The organism is Streptomyces sp. CNH189, from assembly GCF_000527195.1.
The window spans coordinates 26,409-44,279 of sequence record NZ_AZUS01000014.1; the positions used below are offsets into that span (position 1 = coordinate 26,409).

General features: G+C 70.2%; 15 protein-coding genes and 1 tRNA gene. 5 read left to right on the top strand and 11 right to left on the bottom strand.

Annotation, left to right across the window (positions count from 1 at the left end; translation table 11 throughout):
- Nucleotides 1–81 precede the first annotated feature (81 nt).
- From hrpA to B100_RS0119550, 3 genes are all read left to right on the top strand, one after another.
- Nucleotides 82–4,068, top strand: a complete 3,987-nt coding sequence (gene hrpA / locus B100_RS0119540; protein WP_024886121.1) for an ATP-dependent RNA helicase HrpA — start codon at nt 82–84, stop codon at nt 4,066–4,068.
- A gap of 92 nt (nt 4,069–4,160) precedes the next feature.
- A tRNA-Asp gene (locus tag B100_RS0119545) sits at nt 4,161–4,235 on the top strand.
- Between the two features lie 220 nt (nt 4,236–4,455).
- A complete protein-coding gene (locus B100_RS0119550; RefSeq protein ID WP_024886122.1) occupies nt 4,456–4,674 on the top strand; it encodes a DUF6274 family protein in 219 nt (72 codons plus the stop codon).
- Between the two features lie 446 nt (nt 4,675–5,120).
- On the opposite strand, the gene bldC is transcribed toward B100_RS0119550, so the two are convergent.
- Together bldC and B100_RS0119560 are read right to left on the bottom strand one after the other, a co-directional pair.
- The gene (bldC, locus tag B100_RS0119555) at nt 5,121–5,327 is read right to left on the bottom strand and encodes a developmental transcriptional regulator BldC (RefSeq protein WP_003949541.1); all 207 of its coding nucleotides are present in this window, start codon (nt 5,325–5,327) and stop codon (nt 5,121–5,123) included.
- 540 nt (nt 5,328–5,867) lie between these two features.
- Nucleotides 5,868–6,710 (bottom strand): DUF8083 family protein, encoded by an 843-nt coding sequence (locus B100_RS0119560; protein ID WP_024886123.1) that lies wholly within the window; start codon nt 6,708–6,710, stop codon nt 5,868–5,870.
- Nucleotides 6,711–6,929: 219 nt separating this feature from the next.
- Between B100_RS0119560 and B100_RS0119565 the strand changes: the two genes are divergently transcribed.
- Nucleotides 6,930–8,018, top strand: coding sequence for a Glu/Leu/Phe/Val dehydrogenase dimerization domain-containing protein (locus B100_RS0119565; protein ID WP_024886124.1), 1,089 nt, complete (start codon nt 6,930–6,932; stop codon nt 8,016–8,018).
- A gap of 318 nt (nt 8,019–8,336) precedes the next feature.
- Nucleotides 8,337–8,582, top strand: coding sequence for a DUF3073 domain-containing protein (locus B100_RS35665; protein WP_078541017.1), 246 nt, complete (start codon nt 8,337–8,339; stop codon nt 8,580–8,582).
- A gap of 123 nt (nt 8,583–8,705) precedes the next feature.
- On the opposite strand, the gene purM is transcribed toward B100_RS35665, so the two are convergent.
- The 9 genes from purM to purS form a co-directional block, all read right to left on the bottom strand.
- Complete coding sequence (purM, locus tag B100_RS0119575) at nt 8,706–9,773, bottom strand: phosphoribosylformylglycinamidine cyclo-ligase (protein WP_024886126.1); 1,068 nt, start codon at nt 9,771–9,773, stop codon at nt 8,706–8,708.
- Nucleotides 9,774–9,805: 32 nt separating this feature from the next.
- Nucleotides 9,806–11,332, bottom strand: a complete 1,527-nt coding sequence (gene purF, locus B100_RS0119580; RefSeq protein ID WP_024886127.1) for an amidophosphoribosyltransferase — start codon at nt 11,330–11,332, stop codon at nt 9,806–9,808.
- A 62-nt stretch (nt 11,333–11,394) separates the two neighbouring features.
- The gene (locus tag B100_RS0119585) at nt 11,395–12,180 is read right to left on the bottom strand and encodes an META domain-containing protein (RefSeq protein WP_024886128.1); all 786 of its coding nucleotides are present in this window, start codon (nt 12,178–12,180) and stop codon (nt 11,395–11,397) included.
- A gap of 93 nt (nt 12,181–12,273) precedes the next feature.
- Nucleotides 12,274–13,071, bottom strand: a complete 798-nt coding sequence (locus B100_RS0119590) for a maleylpyruvate isomerase family mycothiol-dependent enzyme (RefSeq protein WP_024886129.1) — start codon at nt 13,069–13,071, stop codon at nt 12,274–12,276.
- A gap of 9 nt (nt 13,072–13,080) precedes the next feature.
- Nucleotides 13,081–13,917, bottom strand: coding sequence for a M23 family metallopeptidase (locus tag B100_RS0119595; protein ID WP_024886130.1), 837 nt, complete (start codon nt 13,915–13,917; stop codon nt 13,081–13,083).
- Nucleotides 13,918–13,941: 24 nt separating this feature from the next.
- Nucleotides 13,942–14,442, bottom strand: a complete 501-nt coding sequence (locus B100_RS0119600; protein WP_024886131.1) for a winged helix-turn-helix domain-containing protein — start codon at nt 14,440–14,442, stop codon at nt 13,942–13,944.
- 141 nt (nt 14,443–14,583) lie between these two features.
- The gene (gene purL / locus B100_RS0119605) at nt 14,584–16,842 is read right to left on the bottom strand and encodes a phosphoribosylformylglycinamidine synthase subunit PurL (RefSeq protein WP_024886132.1); all 2,259 of its coding nucleotides are present in this window, start codon (nt 16,840–16,842) and stop codon (nt 14,584–14,586) included.
- The gene (gene purQ, locus B100_RS0119610) at nt 16,839–17,519 is read right to left on the bottom strand and encodes a phosphoribosylformylglycinamidine synthase subunit PurQ (RefSeq protein WP_024886133.1); all 681 of its coding nucleotides are present in this window, start codon (nt 17,517–17,519) and stop codon (nt 16,839–16,841) included. Before purQ ends, purL begins: the two co-directional genes overlap by 4 nt.
- Nucleotides 17,516–17,779 carry a phosphoribosylformylglycinamidine synthase subunit PurS gene (gene purS / locus B100_RS0119615; protein WP_006133353.1) on the bottom strand — a complete coding sequence of 88 codons (264 nt, stop codon included), beginning with the start codon at nt 17,777–17,779 and terminating at the stop codon, nt 17,516–17,518. The genes purQ and purS overlap by 4 nt, the downstream gene beginning before the upstream one ends.
- Nucleotides 17,780–17,871 lie beyond the last annotated feature (92 nt).

The following is a 17,871-nucleotide window of genomic DNA, read 5'->3' on the forward strand; positions in this document are numbered from 1 at the left end:
GATCTCAGATCGGGGCCTTGTCGTGTGCCCCGGCAAAATGACTCGCCGCCTTTTTCCGCGGTCTGAGATCCTGGAGTCCGTATGTCTACGCACTCTGCCCCCGCCCTCGGCTCCCTTGCCTCCCGCCTCACCGAACTGTCGCTGCGCGATGCGCACCGGCTCGGACGGCGGCTCGAAGGGGCCCGCAAGATCCGTAAGCCGGAGGCCCGTGCCGCCGTGATCGGTGAGATCGAGGCGGAGGTCGCCGCGGCCGAGGAGCGGATGGCCGCGCGCCGGGCCCGGGTGCCGGAGGTCCGGTATCCCGAGCAGCTGCCCGTCAGCCAGAGGAAGGACGCCATCGCCGAGGCCATCCGCGATCACCAGGTGGTGATCGTCGCCGGCGAGACAGGCTCCGGGAAGACCACGCAGATCCCGAAGATCTGCATGGAGCTGGGCCGGGGCGTCCGCGGCATGATCGGGCACACCCAGCCCCGGCGGATCGCGGCCCGCACCGTCGCCGAGCGGGTCGCCGAGGAGCTGGACACCCCGCTCGGGGAGGCCGTCGGCTGGAAGGTCCGCTTCACCGACCAGGTGAACCCGGACGCCACCTTCGTCAAGCTGATGACGGACGGCATCCTGCTCGCGGAGATCCAGACCGACCGCGAACTGCGCGCCTACGACACGATCATCATCGACGAGGCGCACGAGCGGTCCCTGAACATCGACTTCCTGCTCGGCTATCTCGCGCAGCTGCTGCCGAAACGTCCCGACCTCAAGGTCGTCATCACCTCGGCGACCATCGACCCCGAGCGTTTCTCCCGGCACTTCGGCGACGCCCCGATCATCGAGGTCAGCGGGCGGACGTATCCGGTGGAGGTGCGCTACCGGCCGCTGCTGGAGGAGAACCCCGACGACGATGCCGACGCCGACCGCGACCAGATCACCGCGATCACCGACGCCGTCGAGGAACTGATGGCGGAGGGGCCCGGCGACATCCTGGTGTTCCTCTCCGGCGAGCGGGAGATCCGGGACACGGCGGACGCGCTGACCAAGAAGCGGTACCGGTCCACCGAGGTGCTGCCGCTGTACGCCCGGCTGTCGCACGCCGAGCAGCACCGGGTGTTCCAGCAGCACAGCGGACGCCGGATCGTGCTGGCCACCAACGTGGCCGAGACCTCCCTCACCGTCCCCGGCATCAAGTACGTCATCGACCCCGGCTTCGCCCGCATCTCGCGCTACAGCCACCGCACCAAGGTGCAGCGGCTGCCGATCGAGCCGGTCTCGCAGGCCAGCGCCAACCAGCGCAAGGGCCGCTGCGGCCGTACCTCGGACGGCATCTGCGTCCGGCTGTACAGCGAGGACGACTTCCTCTCCCGCCCGGAGTTCACCGACGCGGAGATCCTGCGCACGAACCTCGCCTCGGTCATCCTGCAGATGACGGCGGCGGGCCTCGGCGAGATCGAGAAGTTCCCCTTCATCGACCCGCCGGACCACCGCAACATCCGCGACGGCGTCCAGCTGCTGCACGAACTGGGCGCCCTCGACCCCACGCAGAAGGACCCGCGCAAGCGCCTCACCCAGACCGGCCGGAAGCTGGCCCAACTGCCGGTCGACCCGCGGCTGGCACGCATGGTGCTGGAGGCCGACCGCAACGGCTGCGCCCGCGAGGTCATGGTCATCGCGGCGGCCCTGTCGATCCAGGACCCGCGCGAGCGGCCCTCCGAGAAGCAGACGCAGGCCGACCAGCAGCACGCCCGGTTCCGCGACGAGACCAGCGACTTCCTCGCCTTCCTCAACCTGTGGCGCTACGTCCGCGAGCAGCAGAAGGAACGCGGCTCGTCGTCGTTCCGGCGGATGTGCAAGCAGGAGTTCCTGAACTTCCTGCGGATCCGCGAGTGGCAGGACATCTACACGCAGCTGCGGACCGTCGCCAAGCAGATGGGCATCCACCTCAACGACGAGGACGCCCCCGCCGACCGCATCCACGTCTCCCTGCTGTCCGGTCTGCTCTCGCACATCGGCATGAAGGACGTGAAGGAGTCCAAGGATTCGGGCCAGGGTGGCCGGCGCGACGGCGGACGTAACGAGTACCTCGGCGCGCGCAACGCCAAGTTCGCCGTCTTCCCGGGCTCCGCGCTGTTCAAGAAGCCGCCGCGGTTCGTGATGTCCGCCGAGCTGGTGGAGACGTCCCGGCTGTGGGCGCGGGTCAACGCGAAGATCGAGCCCGAATGGGTGGAGCCGCTCGCGGAGCACCTGCTCAAGCGCACCTACAGCGAGCCGCACTGGGAGAAGGACCAGGCGGCCGTGGTGGCCTACGAGAAGGTCACGCTGTACGGCGTGCCGATCGTGGCGCAGCGCAAGGTGAACTACGGGCGGATCGACCCGGAGGTCTCCCGCGAGCTGTTCATCCGGAACGCGCTGGTCGAGGGCGACTGGCGCACGCACCACAAGTTCTACGCGGACAACCGCAGACTGCTGACCGAGGTCGAGGAACTGGAGCACCGGGCCCGGCGCCGGGACATCCTGGTCGACGACGAGACCCTGTTCGACTTCTACGACCAACGGATCCCGGACCACGTGGTCTCGGGGGCGCACTTCGACTCGTGGTGGAAGCACAAGCGGCGCGAGGAGCCGGAGTTCCTCGACTTCGAGCGGGAGATGCTGATCCGTGAGTCGGCGGACGCGGTCACCAAGGCCGACTACCCCGACACGTGGCGGCAGGGCCCGCTGAAGTTCCGTGTCACGTACCAGTTCGAGCCCGGGGCGGACGCGGACGGTGTGACGGTCCACATCCCGCTCCAGGTGCTGAACCAGGTGACGGACGAGGGCTTCGACTGGCAGATCCCGGGCCTGCGGGAGGAGGTGGTCACGGAGCTGATCCGGTCCCTCCCCAAGCCGATCCGGCGGAACTACGTGCCGGCGCCGAACTACGCCAAGGCGTTCCTGGAGCGCGCGGTGCCACTGCAGGAGCCGCTGACCGTCACGATGGCCCGCGAGCTGAAGCGGATGGTCGGCGTGCCGTTCGAGGCGGACGACTTCGACTGGGCTCGGGTCCCGGACCACTTGAAGGTGACGTTCCGGATCGTCGACGAGCGGCGCCGGACGCTCGCCGAGGACAAGGACCTGGAGGCGCTCAAGGTCAAGCTTCGTCCCAAGGCGCGCAAGGCGCTGTCGCAGGCGGCCGCCGCCACGGCCCAGCGTGAGGGCGGGGAGTCGCTGGAGCGCCGGGGGCTGACGGACTGGACGATAGGTTCGCTCACCCGGGTGTTCGAGACGCGTCGGGCCGGCCAGCCGGTGAAGGCGTATCCGGCCCTGGTGGACGACGGCGACTCGGTGTCGGTCCGGTTGTTCGACTCGGAGGCCGAGCAGGCGGAGGCGATGTGGAAGGGCACCCGGCGGCTGGTCCTGCTGGGCATCCCGGTCAACCCCGCGAAGTTCGCGTCCGAGAAGCTGACCAACCCTCAGAAGCTGGCGCTGTCCGCGAATCCGCACGGCTCCGTGCAGGCGCTGTTCGACGACTGCGCGACGGCCGCGGCGGACAAGCTGATCGCGGACTTCGGCGGCCCGGTGTGGGACGAGGAGTCGTTCCGCAAGCTGTTCGACAAGGTGCGGGCGGAGATCATCGACACCACGGTCCGCGCGGTGGGGCAGGTCCAGCAGGTCCTGGCCGCCTGGCAGGCCTGTGAGCGCCGTCTGAAGGGCGTACGCAGCCCCGCGCTGCTTCCGAACCTCCAGGACGTCCGGAAGCAGCTGGACGGGCTGGTACCGCCGGGCTTCGTGACCGCGGCGGGGCTGCGGCGGCTGCCGGACCTGATGCGGTACCTGGTGGCCGCGGACCGCCGGCTGCAGCAGATGCCGACGAACGTGCAGCGGGACACCACGCGCATGGCCAAGGTGCACGAGATGGTGGACGAGTACGCCTGGCTCCTGGAGCAGATGCCGCAGGGGCGGCCCGTGCCGCAGCAGGTGCGGGACATCCGCTGGATGATCGAGGAGCTGCGGGTCAGCTACTTCGCCCACGCGCTCGGCACGGCCTACCCGGTGTCGGACAAGCGGATCGTGAAGGCGATCGACGCGGCGGTGCCGTGACGGGACCCGCACGCAGGGTGAGTTCGACCAGGGGGCCGCTGCTCCTGTACAGTCCTTCTCGCAGCGCAACGCAGGAAAGCGCCGCGAAACCTGGTCCTGTGGAGCAGTTTGGAGTGCTCGCCACCCTGTCAAGGTGGAGGCCGCGGGTTCAAATCCCGTCAGGACCGCTTGACCGAAGGCCCGCCCCCCGCGAGGGAGGCGGGCCTTCGGCGTGCACGGCCCCCTTCACCGGCCTCTGCGGGCGGGGCGACTGGCCCGCCGGCGGGCGCATCCGGGCAACGGCGCGCTGAACCCTCGCCGTGGGCCCCTGTGCCGTCTTGACGGGCCCCGCATCCCTCGGTACTTCAGGAACAAGGGCACGAGCCCACGGGGTCCCGGAGGTGGCGTATGGCGGCATCGGCCAGGCACGAGACGCGGGCACTGCTCCGCGCGCACCTCGCGGCCGCCTCGTCGTACCGGCATCTCACCCGTCACTGCCCGATCTGCCACCGTCTGCAGCGCCTGGCGATGGATTCCACGGCCGGCGACCACACCGAGGCCGTGGAGGCCGCGGAGCCCACCGAAGACACGCGGGAACAACCGGCCGTCAACACGCGTTCCGTCTAGCGCATATGTCGTCGGCTCAACAACCCGACTGGTATGTGACGGGTGTCACCGTATGAATTTTGACAAGGGTGGAACTTACGCCCCACCTACAACAGGTCAATTTAATATGTGCAATTGCACTACCCCGAGGGCTCCGCACCGGCCGCCTCGCAGGTGATCCCACGGCGATCCCACAGGCGCCCTCAGAGTCCGACAAGCCCGCGCACCGCGCGCCGTTGGAGACGCTCAGGCCCGCGAGCGGACCGACAGCAGCGCACAAAAAAGATCGCGCTGGACCCGGCGGAGTCCAGCGCGATCGACGACGCACCCGTTGTTCAGTTGCCTGAGAAGCTCTGATTCGGTGGGGCGAAGGGCCTGTTGGGGCAGTCCCCGCGTCGTTTGGAGCTAGTGTTCCCGGGCGTCGGGGCCGGTGGGGGACCAGCCGGTTCTGCCCGGTTCATGCAGGTTCAGGCCTCGCTGCGCTGCTGCGGAATGCCCGCGAGCAGTGCGCGGACCTCGGCTTCGCGGTAGCGGCGGTGCCCGCCGAGCGTGCGGATCGACGTGAGCTTGCCGGCCTTCGCCCAGCGCGTGACCGTCTTCGGGTCGACGCGGAACATGGTGGCAACCTCAGCGGGGGTCAGCAGCGGCTCGGCATCAGGGGTGCGAGCGGTCATGAGCGGCCTCCTCGGGAGAACCGAACCTTCTCGGTTCTTTCCTCTAAATTCTGCACCTTGACCCGCGTTGCCCGAAATGGCGGACGCGAGTCGAGTCGGTTATAGGACGAACGGCTTGTCCTCGGCACTACAACTACACCATCTGTCCAGCCACGTCGGCCAAACCGATGGAATTGCCCTCCCAGGTGTTCATCAGCCGCGGAAGCCGATGGACCATGCCATAGCGGACAGTCACGCCCCTGTGACGATCAGTCACAGCAGCATGCAGGAGTCACCGGACCCCCCAAAGCGTGCAATGCTGAGATTCCGCCCATAGTGGAGCACAGCAGGACGGAGGAGCCCTCCCCGGACTCCTTGTCCTATTTTGGCATGAGGAGGGGCAAGGGACGCAAGGGCCCCGTACGTGCGGTCCGTCACGCTTGACACACTTGAGACGAACGCCCGGAACGGCTGCTACGTCCGTTGTCGCGTCCGGATTGACGCGACTTCACACACCTCAGGTGCGAAGACAAAACCCCAAGAAGGGCGTTTGGTCAAACGTCAGTTCGCCGAGCGCAGGTCGCGCACGGCGCGCCAGCGCTCGACGAGGCGCCCGTAGGCCTCCCCCGCGCCCTCCTCGTCACCGCGCCGCAGCGCCGCGATCCCCTCGCCGACGTCGGCCGCCGAGTGGTCGCCCTCCAGGGCCCCGGCCGGCAGCGCGTGCACCAGTCCCCCGTAGTCCAGCTCGACCAGCGAGCGCGGGTGGAACTCTTCCAGCCAGCGGCCGACGTCCACCAGGCCGTCGATCAGCAGGCTCTCGTCCACGGCGTCCCGCAGCGCCCGCAGCCCGCGAGCGACCCGCCGCCGTGCCTGGACCATCGGGGTCCGGTAGCGCAGCACCGGGTCCTCTCCGGCCGAGCCCTTCACGTACTCGCGCTCGTCGTCGTCGAACAGCACGAACCAGTTGATCGGCACCTGCCAGGTGGAGGTGCGGATCCACGGCCGCGCGTCGGGGTGCTCGGCCAGCCAGCGCTCGTAGTCCCGGGTGGCCTGGTGCCGTACGACCGGGGGCAGCAGGGCGTCCAGGACGGGCAGGGGGTACTCCTCCGCGAGGTCGCCCAGCGCCTGCCAGCCGCGCAGCCGGGTGCGCCACGGGCAGACGCAGACCACGCCGTCCGCCTCCAGGACGAAGGCGTCGTCGCTCTCGTGCACGGGCACCGCAACCGGTGGGGTGGGCGCCAGGTCGGCCAGCGACCGGCGTAGTTCCTCCTGGTAGGAGGGGCGGTCGGGGCGGCGCGCGTAACGCGCCCAGTGTCCGCGCTCCGGCTCCGGGAAGGCGGCCAGCGGTTCGTACACGCGCAGGTAGGTCGCGTAGGGGACGATCACCGAGGACACCTTGGGCACGCTCTGCTCCCTCCCCCGCGGACCGCTGTGAAAACCTGCCCGGCCCCCGCCCGGACGGGTGGGAAACCCGGCAAATCGTCGCACGCGGTACTCCGGACGGAGGTGATCCGGGACACAGTGCCGCCGTCGGGCGCGCGAGGATCTACTCTCATGCCACAGCCCCCGCCACCCGTACGGGAGCCCGTCCCACCCGCCGCTACTTACTCAGGAGTCACCACCGTGACCGACGTATCTGACGGCGTCCTGCACACCCTGTTCCGTTCGGACCAGGGCGGTCATGAGCAAGTCGTGCTCTGCCAGGACCGTGCCAGTGGCCTCAAGGCCGTGATCGCCATCCACTCCACCGCTCTGGGCGCCGCCCTGGGCGGTACGCGCTTCTACCCGTACGCCTCCGAGGAGGAGGCCGTCGCCGACGCGCTGAACCTGGCGCGCGGGATGTCGTACAAGAACGCCATGGCCGGTCTCGACCACGGCGGCGGCAAGGCCGTGATCATCGGCGACCCGGAGCGGATCAAGACCGAGGAGCTGCTGCTGGCCTACGGCCGGTTCGTCGCCTCCCTCGGCGGGCGCTACGTCACCGCCTGCGACGTCGGCACGTACGTCGCCGACATGGACGTCGTGGCCCGGGAGTGCCGCTGGACCACCGGCCGCTCCCCCGAGAACGGCGGCGCGGGCGACTCCTCGGTGCTCACCTCCTACGGCGTCTACCAGGGCATGCGGGCCGCCGCCCAGCACCTGTGGGGCGACCCCTCGCTGCGCGACCGCAAGGTCGGCATCGCGGGCGTGGGCAAGGTCGGTCACCACCTGGTGGAGCACCTGCGGACCGAGGGCGCCGAGGTCGTGATCACCGATGTGCGCGAGGACGCCGTACGCCGGATCCTCGACCGGCATCCCGAAGGCGTGTCGGCCGCGGCCGACACGGAGGCGCTGATCCGCACCGAGGGCCTGGACATCTACGCCCCGTGCGCGCTCGGCGGCGCCCTGAACGACGAGACCGTGCCGGTGCTGACCGCCAAGGTGGTCTGCGGCGCGGCCAACAACCAGCTCGCCCACCCGGGCGTGGAGAAGGACCTCGCCGACCGCGGGATCCTCTACGCGCCCGACTACGTGGTGAACGCCGGCGGCGTGATCCAGGTGGCCGACGAGCTGCACGGCTTCGACTTCGACCGGTGCAAGGCGAAGGCGTCGAAGATCTTCGACACCACGCTCGCCATATTCGCACGTGCGAAGGAGGACGGTATTCCGCCGGCCGCCGCGGCCGACCGGATCGCCGAGCAGCGGATGGCGGAGGCGCGTCCGTCCCGGTGAGTCCGTGCGGGGCGCCCCCGATCGGGGCACCTTCGCACATATGAGCGGTACCCGTCGGCGGGCACTTCGAGAGAACTCTCACTTCTCCCGGCGGGTCGACCGTCGATAAGTGGTTAAAATCGCCATTGACCAGCGAGGACGGGGCGCCTCGAAGGTTCTGGGCACGGGCACGTCATGCGGGCGACGTACCGTATGGGCGCGGGCTCAGGTACCGTGGAAGCCCTACGGACCGGTCTCTCCACGGAGAGCCCGTTCTGGACCATGAACGCGTGTCAAGACTCTGGGGCCGTCGAGCCCCGTCGTTGAGGGGGTCGAGCCATGGGGCGCGGCCGGGCCAAGGCCAAGCAGACGAAGGTCGCCCGCCAGCTGAAGTACAACAGCGGTGGGACTGACCTCTCACGCCTGGCCGAGGAGCTGGGTGCATCGCCTTCGAATCAGCCACCGAATGGTGAGCGTTTCGAGGACGATGAGCAAGACGACGACCTGTACGCACGGTATGCCGACCTCTATGAGGACGACGACGAGGACGAGGACGGCCCGTCCTCTCAACGTCGCGGCGCTTGACCTTGCGTGGTGCATGAGCCCGGTCGGTGACTCCGGTCACCCACCGGGTTCAGTGCTGCCCGGACCGGCCTCGCAGGCCGATGCGCTGCCCGCCCGTTCATCGAGCGGGCAGCGTCCCGGAGCTCAGTTCGCGTAGTCACCGACAAGAGCGGCACCCGTGGTGTGGTCACCGCGGCCGGTGATCTCGCCGGCCACCCAGGCGTCCACGCCGCGGTCGGCCAGCGTCGCCAGGGCCACGTCCACGGACTCCTGGGGCACGATCGCGATCATGCCGACGCCCATGTTCAGCGTCTTCTCCAGCTCCAGCCGCTCGACCGAACCGGTCCGCCCGACCAGGTCGAACACCGGAGCGGGCGTCCAGGTGGAGCGGTCCACCGTGGCGTGCAGCCCGTCGGGGACGACACGCGCCAGGTTGGCCGCCAGCCCGCCGCCGGTGACGTGGCTGAACGCGTGCACCTCGGTGGTGCGGATCAGCGCCAGGCAGTCCAGCGAGTAGATCTTGGTGGGCTCCAGCAGCTCCTCGCCGAGGGTGCGGCCCAGCTCGTCGATCCGGGCGTCCAGAGCGAGGCCCGCCCGCTCCAGCAGCACGTGCCGGACGAGCGAGTAGCCGTTGGAGTGAAGTCCGGAGGACGCCATGGCGATCACCGCGTCACCCGTACGGATGCGATCCGCGCCGAGCAGCCGGTCGGCCTCCACCACGCCCGTACCGGCGCCGGCGACGTCGAAGTCGTCCGGACCCAGCAGGCCGGGGTGTTCGGCCGTCTCACCGCCGACCAGGGCGCAGCCGGCCAGCACGCAGCCCTCCGCGATGCCCTTGACGATCGCGGCGACGCGCTCGGGGTGGACCTTGCCGACACAGATGTAGTCGGTCATGAACAGCGGCTCGGCGCCGCACACCACGATGTCGTCCATGACCATCGCGACCAGGTCGTGGCCGATGGAGTCGTAGACGCCCATCTGCCGCGCGATGTCGACCTTGGTGCCGACGCCGTCCGTGGCGGAGGCGAGCAGCGGGCGCTCGTAGTGCTTCAGGGCGGAGGCGTCGAAGAGGCCGGCGAAGCCGCCGAGGCCGCCGAGGACCTCGGGGCGCTGCGTCTTCTTCACCCACTCCTTCATCAGCTCGACCGCGCGGTCGCCCGCTTCGATGTCGACGCCCGCCGCTGCGTAGCTGGCACCAGTGTTCTGGGACATGGCTGTGAGAGCTTTCGTGTCGTCCGTCAGGGTTACGGGCGGCGGATCGCGTCGACCGCGGCCGGGGCGGCGGTGCCCGCGGCGAGCTCGGTCTCCAACAGCTGCTTGCCGAGGAGCTCGGGGTCGGGCAGCTCCATCGGGTACTCGCCGTCGAAGCAGGCGCGGCACAGGTTGGGCTTGGCGATGGTGGTCGCCTCGATCATGCCGTCGATGGAGATGTACGCCAGGGAGTCGGCGCCCAGCGAGGTGCCGATCTCGTCGATGGTCATCCCGTTGGCGATGAGCTCGGCGCGGGTGGCGAAGTCGATGCCGAAGAAGCAGGGCCACTTCACGGGCGGCGAGGAGATCCGGATGTGGACCTCGGCCGCGCCCGCCTCGCGGAGCATGCGGACCAGGGCGCGCTGGGTGTTGCCGCGGACGATCGAGTCGTCGACCACGACCAGGCGCTTGCCCTTGATGACTTCCTTGAGCGGGTTCAGCTTCAGGCGGATGCCGAGCTGCCGGATGGTCTGCGAGGGCTGGATGAACGTACGGCCGACGTACGCGTTCTTGACCAGGCCGGCGCCGAACGGGATGCCGGAGGCCTCCGCGTAGCCGATGGCCGCCGGGGTGCCGGACTCGGGCGTCGCTATCACCAGGTCGGCGTCGGCCGGCGCTTCCGCGGCGAGCTTGCGGCCCATCTCCACCCGGGACAGGTACACGTTCCGGCCGGCGATGTCGGTGTCGGGGCGGGCCAGGTACACGTACTCGAAGACACAGCCCTTGGGCTTTGCTTCCGCGAATCGTGACGTGCGAAGGCCGTTCTCGTCGATGGCGACGAACTCGCCCGGCTCGATCTCGCGCACGTAGCTCGCGCCGCAGATGTCGAGGGCGGCGGACTCGGAGGCGACCACCCAGCCGCGCTCCAGCCGGCCGAGGACCAGCGGGCGGATGCCCTGCGGGTCACGGGCGGCGTAGAGGGTGTTCTCGTCCATGAAGACGAGGCTGAAGGCACCCCTGACCTTGGGCAGGACCACGTGCGCGGCCTGCTCCACGGTGACCGGCTCGCCGTCGGCGGCGCGCTGGCCGGCCAGCAGGGCGGTGATCAGGTCGGTGTCGTTGGTCGCGGCCACCTTGGGCGCGCGGCCGTTCTCCTTGGGGAGCTCGGCGACCATGTCGGCGAGCTGCGCCGTGTTGACCAGGTTGCCGTTGTGGCCGAGCGCGATCGATCCGTGCGCCGTGGCGCGGAACGTCGGCTGGGCGTTCTCCCACACGGAGGCACCGGTGGTCGAGTAGCGGGCGTGACCGACCGCGATGTGACCCTGGAGGGAGCCGAGGGAGGTCTCGTCGAAGACCTGGGACACCAGGCCCATGTCCTTGAAGACGAGGATCTGGGAGCCGTTGCTGACCGCGATACCCGCGGATTCCTGGCCCCGATGCTGGAGGGCGTAGAGCCCGAAGTACGTGAGCTTGGCGACCTCTTCACCCGGAGCCCAGACACCGAAGACGCCACAAGCGTCCTGGGGGCCCTTCTCGCCGGGGAGCAGGTCGTGGTTGAGTCGTCCGTCACCACGTGGCACGCCTCCGAGTGTAGGCGAGATCGACCACTGGTCCGAATGCGGGATGCGGCCACGACGGTGGATCAGCGGGCCGCGACAGCCCGCACTTCCGCGCCGTTTTCGCTGGTCAGCGTGAGGGTGTTGCCGTCGATGGCGTAGTCGGCGGTGCCGTTGAAGAGCTTCGTCAGGGCCTTCTCGGCGTCCATGAGTGAGTCTTCGCACATCATTCGGGTCAGGGACGGGACGCCGAGGGTGATATGGCCGTCGCGCACGGTGGCGTCGGCGTTCACCTGGTTGCAGCCGAGGTTCCCGGAGACCGCGCCGCGCTCCTTGTCGAAGGTGAGGTGGGCGCGGCCGGCGACGGCGGGGGTGGTGACGGTCCAGCGGGTGCCGCGCAGCGGGCTGTCCTCCGTCTCGCTGAGGCGCACGGTGTCACCGGAGCCTGTAGTCAGCGTCAGGCGGCCGTCGGAGGCGTCGGCCCTCAGCGCGCCGTCGCCGAGGGCGCGGGACACGGCGCTCTCCCCGTCCATGATCGCGTCGGAGCAGGCCCTGAGGGTGGTCTCGGGGTCGGTGAGCCGGATGCGGTCGCCGTCGGTGCGGACGCGGGCCTCGAACAGGTTGCAGCCATAGCTGCCGGTGGCCCGGCCGTCCTCGCCGAGGGTGAGGTGCGCGCCGTCGGGGGCCCGGTGCGTGGTGCCGTCGACGGTCACGCTGTCGACGGTCCAGCGGACGCCGGTGACCGGCTGCTCCGCCTCGGCGGTACCGCTGCCGGCCCCCGCCTTCTCGTTGCCGCAGGCCGCCGCGAGCGGGACGACGAGCACGGCGACGGCCGTCAGGGTCATGCGCTGGGTGTGCTTCTGTCGGTCCATGCCGGTTCGACGGGAGGGCGGAGCGGGTGGTTCCCCTCCCTTGCGCGCACTCGGTGGCCCGCGCCGTACGGAACGGGCTCGGCCGTCCGCGGCTCAGCCGAGCAGCGGCAGGTACGGTCCGAGGTCCGCGCGCTCCCCACTGGCGCTCACCTCGGCGGTGGCCAGGGCGTCCGCCCAGCTGATCCGCCCGCCTGCCAGCCGGATCCAGGTGAGCGGGTCGGTCTCCACGACGTTCGGGGGGGTGCCCCGGGTGTGCCGGGGGCCCTCGACGCACTGCACCACCGCGAACGGCGGGACGCGCACCTCCGTGGAACCGCCGGGCGCCTTCGCGGCGAGCGCGTCGGCCAGCAGCCGGACGCAGGCGGCGAGGGCCTGCCGGTCCAAGGGGACGTCCAGGCCGGGGACGGCGGCGTTGAGGTCGTCGGTGTGGACGACGAGTTCCACGGTGCGGGTGACGACGTAGTCCGCGAGGGGCAGGGCGCCCGCGCTGGTGGGGAGCAGCCTGGTGCCCGGGTGGGAGTCGAGGCGCGCGGTGAAACGCTGTTCGAGGTCCGCGAGGTAGGCGTCGAGGTCGGCGTGATCCGCCCCGAGCCGGTGCGCGGTGTCCGCGATGGCGGGGGCGTCGGCGGCGATGGCGGTGGGCCAGTCGGTCAGCCTGGCGTCCTGCTTGGCGGGCTCCGGCTCGTCCAGCAGCCGGTCCACGGCCTGCAGCGCGGTGCCGATGTGGGTGACCAGCTCCCGGACGGTCCAGTCGCCGAGCCGGGTGGGGCGGGCGAGCTGCTCCGGGGTGAGGGTGCGGACCGCCGACCGGACGTTCCCGAACTGTGCCAGGACGGCGGCGCGGGTCTTGGCGGGGTCGTAGGAGCGGGGGCGTTTCCTGGCCGGTGGCATGGCGGAAGCCTATGCGGGGGCGCCGGTCCGCCGGGCCGGTATCTCGAACGCCTCGTTGTTGCGGGGGACGCCGGTGCCGCGCCAGATGAAGGGGATGCCGCGCGCGGTGTCCGGGTCGGGGCCGTCCATCAGCTGGAAGTGCAGGTGGGGCTCGGTGGAGTTGCCCGAGTTGCCGACCTGGGCGAGTACCTGGCCCGCCCGCACCCGGTCGCCCTCGCGGACGGTGAGGGAGCCGCGCCTGAGGTGGGCGTAGGCGGCGAAGACGCCGTCGCCGAGGTCGAGGACCACATGGTTGCCCATGATCCTCCCGGCTCCGAACAGGTCCCGGACGTTCGCCTCGACGAGCATCAGGTACGCCAGTGCGGGCAGCGAGCCGCGGCTGAGGTGGTCGCGCGCCCGGTCGGTGGCCCGGACGACGGTGGCGTCGGCCACCGCGTGCAGCGGGGCGCCGAAGGCCGGGAAGTCGCCGTTGCGGCGGGTGACGGGCCACAGCGCGCGGAACCCCGGACGGGAGCCCGGCTCGGGCTCGGCGACGACGTCGATGGCGAAGGTCTGGCCGTAGGCGTGGGTGCGGTGGCTCGGGGTGTGGTCGGCGGGGCTGTTCATCGCGATCCAGCGGCCGGTGACCGGCGGCTCGACCTCGACGGCCTCCCGGGCGGCCCGGGGGCTGTCCGGGGCCCCGCCCCATCGGTTGCCCGCCACCAGCAGGACGTAGGCCAGCAGGAGCGGGAGGAAGTCCCACCACACCGGGTGGCCGAGGTCCAGCGCCACGTGGGCGATCACCAGGCCGAAGAAGGCGATCAGAAGCCCGCGATAGGCGGTCTTGACGAGTTTGCGCGCGGACATGCTCTCCCCCGGTTCGTCGGTGTGTCAGGGCCTCGCCGCCGACAGCGCCACCAGCAGCGGCACGACCCTGCCCGCCGGTACCTCGTGCCGGCCCCGGCCGGTGGTGTGCAGCCAGCCGGCGGCGCTGAGCTGGCGCAGGTGGTGGTAGATCTGCCCGGTCGTGCCGATGTCGTCCAGCTCCGCCAGTTCGGCGGCGGTCCGACGGCCGCCGACCATCTCGCGCAGCAGCCGCAGCCGGACCGGATGTCCGAGCGCGGCGAACGACTCGGCGGCGTCCGGCCACTCGTAGGTGATCAGGTCGGTGGTGAGCGCGCCGTGCTGCCAGTCGTACCGCTCGCCGGTCGGCATTCGCACCGCGCCGGTGAACAGCACGCCTCCGTCGGCCGCCTTCAGCTCCGCGAGCTGCTCCTTGAGCCCTTCCAGGGCCCAGAAGTCACCCTCGCCCAGGCGGGGAGCCGCACGGTCGGCCGCTTCGAGCGCCGCCAGCCGGCGCTCGAGCTCGGTCATACGCTCTTCGAGTTCCACGTCTTCGAGATTACGTAACTACGTAATCCCCGCGCAAGAGCCTGTGCACACCTGTGGGCGACCGGCCCCGCCCCGGCGGCCGGACACGACGAAGCCCCCGCCGGTGAGGGCGGGGGCTTCATGCGGAAGGGGTACTACGGCTCAGGACAGCAGCGCCGGGATCGTCCCCTCGTGGGTCTCGCGCAGTTCGGTCAGGGTGAGGGAGAACTCGCCCTGCACCTCGACCGTGGCGCCGTCCACGACGCCGATGCGGGTGGCCGGGAGGCCGCGCGCGCCACACATGTCGTTGAAGCGGACCTCCTCCGAGCGCGGCACGGCGACGACCGCGCGGCCGGCCGACTCGGAGAACAGGAAGGTGAACGCGTCCAGACCGTCGGGCACCACCAGACGCGCGCCCTTCCCGCCGAGCAGGGCCGACTCGACGACCGCCTGGACCAGACCGCCGTCCGACAGGTCGTGCGCGGAGTCGATCATGCCGTCGCGGGAGGCGGAGATCAGGATCTCCCCGAGCAGCCGCTCGCGCTCCAGGTCGACCTTCGGGGGCAGGCCGCCGAGGTGGTCGTGGATCACCTGCGACCAGGCCGAGCCGCCGAACTCCTCGCGGGTGTCGCCGAGGAGGTAGAGCAGCTGGCCCTCCTCCTGGAAGGCGACCGGGGTGCGGCGGGCCACGTCGTCGATGACACCGAGGACCGCGACCACCGGGGTCGGGTGGATGGCGGCCTCGCCCGTCTGGTTGTAGAGCGAGACGTTGCCGCCGGTCACCGGGGTGCCGAGCTGCTTGCAGCCGTCCGCCAGACCGCGCACGGCCTCCGCGAACTGCCACATGACCGCCGGGTCCTCCGGGGAGCCGAAGTTCAGGCAGTCGGAGACGGCGAGCGGCTTGGCACCGGTCGTCGCCACGTTGCGGTAGGCCTCCGCGAGGGCCAGCTGCGCGCCCGTGTAGGGGTCGAGCTTGGCGTAGCGGCCGTTGCCGTCGGTGGCGATCGCGACGCCGAGGCCGGATGCCTCGTCGATGCGGATCATGCCGGAGTCCTCGGGCTGGGCGAGAACGGTGTTGCCCTGCACGAAGTGGTCGTACTGCTGGGTGATCCACTGCTTCGACGCCTGGTTCGGCGAGCCGACCAGCTTCAGGACCTGGTCCTTCAGCTCCTCGCCCGTCGCCGGGCGCGGCAGCTTGTTCGCGTCGTCCGCCTGGAGCTCGTCCTGCCAGGACGGGCGGGCGTAGGGGCGCTCGTAGACCGGGCCGTCGTGCGCGACCGTGCGCGGGTCGACGTCGACGATCTTCTCGCCGTGCCAGAAGATCTCCAGGCGGTCGCCGTCGGTCACCTCGCCGATGACGGTGGCGATGACGTCCCACTTGTCGCAGATTTCGAGGAACCGGTCGACCTTGCCGGGCTCCACGACCGCGCACATGCGCTCCTGCGACTCGCTCATGAGGATCTCCTCGGGCGAGAGCGTGGAGTCGCGCAGGGGCACGTCGTCGAGGGTGACGCTCATGCCGCCGGAGCCGTTGGAGGCGAGCTCGGAGGTGGCGCAGGACAGGCCGGCCGCGCCGAGGTCCTGGATGCCGACGACCAGCTTCTCGGCGAACGCCTCCAGGGTGCACTCGATGAGGAGCTTCTCCTGGAAGGGGTCGCCGACCTGCACCGCGGGGCGCTTGGACGGCTTGGCGTCGTCGAAGGTCTCGGAGGCGAGGATCGACGCGCCGCCGATGCCGTCACCGCCGGTGCGGGCGCCGTACAGGATGACCTTGTTGCCCGCGCCGGACGCCTTGGCGAGGTGGATGTCCTCGTGCCGCATGACGCCGATGGCGCCCGCGTTGACCAGCGGGTTGCCCTGGTAGCAGGCGTCGAAGACGACCTCGCCGCCGATGTTCGGCAGCCCCAGGCAGTTGCCGTAGCCGCCGATGCCGGCCACCACGCCGGGCAGCACGCGCTTGGTGTCGGGGTGGTCGGCTGCGCCGAAGCGCAGCGGGTCGACCACGGCGACCGGGCGGGCGCCCATCGCGATGATGTCGCGGACGATGCCGCCGACGCCCGTGGCCGCGCCCTGGTAGGGCTCGACGTACGAGGGGTGGTTGTGCGACTCGACCTTGAAGGTGACCGCGTAGCCCTGGCCGACGTCGACGACGCCCGCGTTCTCGCCGATGCCGACGAGCAGCGCCTCGGACTCGGGGGCCTTCTCGCCGAACTGGCGCAGGTGGACCTTGGAGGACTTGTACGAGCAGTGCTCGGACCACATCACGGAGTACATGGCGAGCTCGGCGCCGGTCGGGCGGCGGCCGAGGATCTCCACGACCCGCTCGTATTCGTCCTTCTTCAGGCCCAGCTCGGCCCAGGGCAGCTCGACGTCGGGGGTCGCGGCCGCGTGCTCGACCGTGTCCAGGGGCGTCTTGCTCATGCGGTGACCAGCTTCTTGAGGATCGACGTGAAGAAGGGCAGACCGTCGGTACGGCCCGTACCGATCAGTGACTCGACGGCGTGCTCGGGGTGCGGCATGAGACCGACGACGTTCCCGGCCTCGTTGGTGATGCCGGCGATGTCGTTGAGCGAGCCGTTCGGGTTGACGTCGAGGTAGCGGAACGCGACCCGCCCCTCGGCCTCCAGCTCGTCCAGCGTGTACCGGTCGGCGACGTAGCGGCCGTCCATGTTCTTCAGCGGGATGTGGATCTCCTGGCCGGACTCGTAGTCGGCGGTCCAGGCGGTGTCCGCGTTCTCCACCCGCAGTTTCTGGTCGCGGCAGATGAAGTGCAGGTGGTCGTTGCCCAACATGCCGCCGGGGAGCAGGTGCGCCTCGGTGAGGATCTGGAAGCCGTTGCAGATGCCGAGGACCGGCAGACCGGCCTTCGCCTGCTCGATGACGGTGTCCATGACCGGCGAGAAGCGCGCGATGGCACCGGCGCGCAGATAGTCGCCGTAACTGAAACCGCCGCAGAGCACCACGGCGTCGACCTGCTTGAGGTCCTTGTCCTTGTGCCAGAGGGCGACGGGTTCGGCACCCGCGACGCGGATCGCGCGCTGGGTGTCCCGGTCGTCGAGGCTGCCCGGGAAAGTGACGACGCCAATACGAGCGGTCACTTCGCGGCCTCCGCGACTTCCTCGACCCGTACGGTGAAGTCCTCGATCACGGTGTTGGCGAGGAAGGATTCCGCAAGATCGTGGATACGGGCGAGCGCGGCCTCGTCGACCGGCCCGTCAACTTCCAGTTCGAATCGCTTTCCCTGACGGACGTCCGAGATCCCTTCGAAACCCAGTCGCGGCAGTGCGCGCTGCACCGCCTGGCCCTGGGGGTCGAGGATCTCCGGCTTGAGCATGACGTCGACTACGACGCGTGCCACTGGCACTCCCGGTGTGTGGTGCTGAGCAGGTTCCTTCAGACTACCCGCACAAAATTTCTACGCGGGTAGAGTTGTAGGAATCTACGTGAGCA